Annotated in this window: 4 protein-coding genes; 3 read left to right on the top strand and 1 reads right to left on the bottom strand. The window is 29.9% G+C overall.

Features of this window, described 5'->3' with window-relative positions:
• Positions 1 to 170 precede the first annotated feature (170 nt).
• Complete coding sequence (locus tag QWT87_RS20860) at positions 171 to 815, top strand: hypothetical protein (RefSeq protein ID WP_185208166.1); 645 nt, start codon at positions 171 to 173, stop codon at positions 813 to 815.
• A 100-nt stretch (positions 816 to 915) separates the two neighbouring features.
• On the opposite strand, the gene QWT87_RS20855 is transcribed toward QWT87_RS20860, so the two are convergent.
• Positions 916 to 1,758: a tyrosine-type recombinase/integrase gene (locus QWT87_RS20855; RefSeq protein ID WP_302718641.1), complete on the bottom strand. Its 843-nt coding sequence runs from the start codon at positions 1,756 to 1,758 to the stop codon at positions 916 to 918.
• Between the two features lie 224 nt (positions 1,759 to 1,982).
• Between QWT87_RS20855 and QWT87_RS20850 the strand changes: the two genes are divergently transcribed.
• Both QWT87_RS20850 and QWT87_RS20845 read left to right on the top strand, forming a co-directional pair.
• Complete coding sequence (locus QWT87_RS20850; protein WP_302718639.1) at positions 1,983 to 3,353, top strand: AAA family ATPase; 1,371 nt, start codon at positions 1,983 to 1,985, stop codon at positions 3,351 to 3,353.
• 1 nt (position 3,354) lies between these two features.
• Complete coding sequence (locus QWT87_RS20845) at positions 3,355 to 4,194, top strand: DUF4435 domain-containing protein (RefSeq protein ID WP_302718637.1); 840 nt, start codon at positions 3,355 to 3,357, stop codon at positions 4,192 to 4,194.
• Positions 4,195 to 4,210: the final 16 nt, after the last annotated feature.

Raw genomic sequence — 4,210 nt, 5'->3', positions numbered from 1 at the left:
TCGGTTTGGCAAAAGCAGGGCTGAAGTGCAAACTTCAGCTTTTGTGCTTCTATAAAATTTTGTACATTAACCGAACGGAAGTGCTTCGATTGCCTTGCCTTCGCCAAGCCACAAACCGTTAGCAGTAATGCTCTCAAAACCGCAAAACAAAAACATAAAATGAATCAATAATGAAAAAAAATATTTTAATACTTCTATTCTTTATTACAGTAGTTTCTTGTAAAGAAAAAACTCAAGAAATTGAAAAAACAGAAATTAAGCCAAAAAATCAAATTCAACCCAAAACTGATTTATTAAAAGAAAATTCGGATGCAATTGATGAAATCAAATTTATGAAAGTAGATATGGCGAATTTTCCAATATCTGAAGAAACTTCTTTCGACACTTATGATGAATCATATAGAGAAAATCATCCTGATGGAAGAGTTTATAAAAAGCTAAAAAAAGAACAAATACAAAAATTAGGACTTCAAGATTGGCTTAAAAACGGAACGGATATTTCTGTTAATTATGAATTACCCTATTCTGAAAATTTCAGAACATTTGTATTTACATTTCAAGATGGAGAAATGGAACTTAAAACCTTTATGGTGACTTTTGACAAAAATTTCAAGAAAATTGACACATTGCAAATTGCTTACGACGAAATTGCGGAATCTTGGATGTGGACAAAAAGCGAGATTTCCAAAAGCAAAATTGAAGTGAAAGATTATAACGAATCCAGTGGAGAAACAGAGATTACGACAACAATTTATAAAATTGACGAAAATGGTAAATTTGTAACACTTTCGAAGAGTGAACCAAAAATGAAATAAGCACTATCCGATAGCGTGGATTTGCAATCCGTCATTTTACAATATGGAAATTACAAATCCGTGACATTGCGAGAATTATATTGCTTTTGTGAAGCGTTTTTTACAAGTAATCTAAAGGACTTTTGACTTTACTTTTGGAAATATCTGTAATATGGGTGTAAATTTCTGTAGTTTTAATATCATTATGCCCTAAAAGTTCTTTAATTATTCTGATATCTGTACCGTTTTCTAAAAGATGTGTTGCGTAAGAATGGCGCAGTGTATGAACAGTTGCGGGAGAACTGATGTTTGCCTTTTTCAATGAGTTTTTAAATACCTGCTGCACACTTCTTTTTGAGTATTGTTCTGTATTTTGTCCTTCAAACACATACTTTTTCGGCTGATACATTTTAAAATACACTCTCAATAGTTCCAGCAATTTGGGAGAGAGGTTTACAAATCTGTCCTTCTTCCCTTTTCCTTGTCTGATTAAAAGAACAGATTCCTGAGATTTTACATCCGATATTTTCAATTCCAGAACTTCACTTAATCTTAGACCACACGAATAGATGGTAGTAAGGATAGCTTTATGCTTTATATTTTCGGTGCATTCAAGAATCTTTTTTACTTCGTTGCGGGTAAGAACTTTAGGCAGCTTTGTTTCTCTTCTTTTAGGATACAGATGTTTAAGATTGATATCCTTACTAAATAATAATTTGTAAAATTTAGCAATACTCGAAAGAATAATGCTTTGATGCGATGCAGAAATATGATGTTTATTAATTTTCCAAAAGATAAATTTTTCAACATCTTCTAAAGAAATATCAAGCGGATCTGTATACTTTTGAGAAGCCATACTCAAAAAATTCTGAAGAGCACTTGAATAGTTTTTTACAGACGATGAACTGTATCTTTGAATAATTAATTTCTCTTTGTAAGAATTTACAAGTGAAATAATTTTCATGGTTAAGTTTTCATCAAATATATAAAACTTCATCCATACAAAAAAAATAAATATCAAAAAAGCACACTATATAAGCTTTTAAATCAGTGGTTTAATTAATATTATTGTGTTCATTATAAAATGAATGTACGCATGTTATAAATGTGAATTTGATGAAATGCGTAAATTTAGATGTTGATGGCAAGCTTAAAATGACGACATTTACATCAAAATTGAAATAATAAATGAAAGGAAACGAATTAACCACTTTAGTCAAATCAGTAAAAATTGAGGGACTATTTGAAATGTTTGACTATGACGTCAAATATCCAACATCTGAGAATGTACTCATAATTACTGGACCTAACGGATTTGGGAAAACACAAGTACTAAATATTATATTCAATCTATTCAATAGAAAATTCTTATTTTTTAAAAAACTAATCTTTACAAAAATTACAGTTTGTCTTAGCAATAATATCAGTATTATAATTGATAAAACAGAGAAAGCCAAGACTGAACAATTAGGGCTTATGGACGAAGATGTTACAATTGAAAGTCAACCTACAGATAAAAGAGAATTAAAATTTGTTTTTTTTGAAAATGATATTGAAATCGAAACTTTTAATTATTCAACGGAAATCTCAGACAATTTAATAAAGACGATTGATAGGTTCTTGCCTGTTCATAGAATTGCACCAGATAAATGGATAGACCATAGAAACGACCAAATTGTTGAACTTGACGAACTTTTAGTTTATTATGCTGACCAACTCCCTGCTGAATTCAGCAAAAACCTACTTCGTATTAATTCAAAAAGAGCTAACGAAATATTGGATTCTATCAATGTTCATTTAATACGAGAGCAAAGATTATTTAAAAAGGTTATTAATCCTGATAGAAACTATAGAGGTGATAGAGACCAAACCATAATGATTGAGACCATTCAAACATATGCTAGTGAACTCAAAAAATTAATTATAGAAAGAACGCAACAATCATTTTTTATCTCCCAAAATTTAGATAGTACTTATCCTAATAGATTAATTTCTGAAAAAAGTACAGTATCAAAAGATGAATATGATGCTAGGTTTGCAAAGTTGACTAAGAAATTAGAAAAATTGACTAGAAATGGTCTATATGAAAGTGAACAGAAAGTTCTTTCTTATAGTCCAGACGATTCAAAAGCTCTTCTAGTTTATTTAAATGATTTAGAACAAAAGTTAAGTGTATTTGATGAATTACTTGAAAAATTAGAACTATTTACAAATATTCTCAATGAGAGAAGATTCACTTTTAAGTCAATTGCAATTGACCGAGAAAGGGGATTTTATTTCAAGACAATTAATGGGAAAAAGTTGGATTTAAATGAGCTTTCATCAGGAGAACAACACGAAGTAGTACTACTTTATGAATTAATTTTTAAGACAAAGGCAGGTATTTTAGTTCTGATTGATGAACCTGAAATATCCCTTCATATTTCTTGGCAAAAAGAGTTCCTTGACGATTTATTAAGAATAATTAAAATACAAGATTTTCAAGTTTTAATTGCTACTCATTCGCCATCAATAATTAACGACCGATGGGATTTAGTATATAATTTAGAAAAGAAGTAATATGACAAAATCAGATATTACTTATCAAGAGAAGTTAAATGAATTGAGACTTGATATATCTCACCCAAAATCCCAAGGAGTAAATTTTGTTTTACTAGAAGGTGATTCCGATATACGATTATTTAGAAAATTTTTCGATTTAGACAAGTGTAAAGTTGAAAATATTCCTGGTGGTAATCCAAAGCTTGAAGAATGTGTTGACACTTTGGTTAATATTTACCCATTAATTATTGGAATCAGAGATTCTGATTTTTTGCAAATTATTAATCCTGAATATGCGAAAAGGAATATGTTTTTAACCGACCAACACGATATAGAAACAACAATGCTAAACTTTAAACCAGTTTTAAATGCATTGGTTTTTGAATATTCTTTAAAGAAAGAGGACGAACACGAACAATTAAAGAATCAATTAATCGACATAATTTTATCTATTAGTTGCTTAAAACTTATAAATGAGCGTGATAGTATCGGATTAAACTTCTCCCCTGGTTATCAGGATTTAGTTTATTTTGCAAATTCTTCATTTGACTTGGAACAATATATAACTAGAGTTTTAGGAAAGTCGGAAGGTGCTACAATTATAGATATTCAATCCATTATTCAGATGGTAAACGATGTCCGTGAAACAAATCCGGAAAAATTACAAATTACTAATGGACACGACCTACTCAACATTTTTGCAAAATACTTTAGAGAAATTGAAGGTAGAAACGGAATTAAGGGAGAGCAATTAGAAACGTCCCTAAGAATGGTATTTACAAAAGAGATGTTTAAAGAAACAAAACTGTACGGAAGGCTTAACGAATGGCAAAAAATTAATGCAACTGAATTGTTTTGAAAAAAAGCCTGCCACT

The organism is Chryseobacterium urinae (genome assembly GCF_030518295.1).
Taxonomy (GTDB): Bacteria; Bacteroidota; Bacteroidia; order Flavobacteriales; family Weeksellaceae; genus Chryseobacterium; species Chryseobacterium mucoviscidosis.
This window is presented reverse-complemented; position numbering and strand designations above follow the sequence as displayed.

What these genes read in the sequence shown, in the direction of transcription:
- QWT87_RS20860 (WP_185208166.1), top strand. Translation starts at nt 171, where the DNA reads ATGAAAAAAAATATTTTAATACTTCTATTCTTTATTACAGTAGTTTCT.
- QWT87_RS20855 (WP_302718641.1), bottom strand. Translation starts at nt 1,758, where the DNA reads ATGAAAATTATTTCACTTGTAAATTCTTACAAAGAGAAATTAATTATT.
- QWT87_RS20850 (WP_302718639.1), top strand. Translation starts at nt 1,983, where the DNA reads ATGAAAGGAAACGAATTAACCACTTTAGTCAAATCAGTAAAAATTGAG.
- QWT87_RS20845 (WP_302718637.1), top strand. Translation starts at nt 3,355, where the DNA reads ATGACAAAATCAGATATTACTTATCAAGAGAAGTTAAATGAATTGAGA.